We start from the raw sequence: 765 nt of genomic DNA, 5'->3' as shown, positions 1-765 counted from the left end.
CAGCTGAACTTGCTGGTGGATTGTTTGTGTTGATGTATTGATCTCGAATATCTCTAACAATGGCCATTTGAGAAATGTCCGTCAAGAAAAATGTTAATTTTACTACATCATTAAAATTTAATTCTGAAGCTTCTAATGCTACTTTAATATTTTCAAATACTTGGCGCGTTTGTGTACCTAAATCGCCATTCCCAACTATATGACCATCAACATTAATCGCTACTTGTCCTGATATGTAAATTGTCCATTTAGCGTTACTAACCTCAACAATATGTGAGTATCCAAAAGTTGCTGGCAAAGTTTCCGGATTGATAAATTTCTTTTGCAAGGTGCATCTCCCCTATTTATATCGTATTTTCTTCATGTTTAATTTTAGATGACTATCTATTTTACAAATGATTTTTCACATATCCTTCTGCTACATATGTGGAGTTATAATACGCTGCTTATATTTATAAAATTAGGTATTTAATAGATTATATATGTTTGATTTTCTTGAGTGCTGATACTAATTATGCCTTGTTTTATTAATTCTTCAGTTATTTTTGTATAGAAAAAGTGATACCACCAAATAAAAAATTCTTCGTAAGTTATTTCTTTTGAGTATCTGCTGCTTGCAAAGTATTCTTTTAAAGGTTTCTCATTTTCTTTACATAATAAGATCAAATCTTTACTGATTGTGTTCGCGATTTCGTTAAGTATAGATAAGTCTTTGGCTTTAAACACCGGGATAATTGATTACGAATTTTTATACAAGCCTAATTT

General features: G+C 30.2%; 1 protein-coding gene and 1 pseudogene. Both read right to left on the bottom strand.

The window, feature by feature from the left end; translation table 11 throughout:
• Positions 1–328, bottom strand: a 328-nt coding sequence (locus AC1DTM_RS29855) for a RidA family protein (protein WP_477001630.1), incomplete at its 3' end; no start/stop codon positions are given.
• Between the two features lie 140 nt (positions 329–468).
• A pseudogene (locus AC1DTM_RS29850) lies at positions 469–765 on the bottom strand (hypothetical protein); the annotation flags it as partial.

The sequence above is a fragment of the Bacillus sp. P4_D3 genome, from assembly GCF_056401855.1.
Note: the sequence above shows the minus strand (reverse complement) of the source record. Positions and strands in the feature narration are given on the sequence as shown.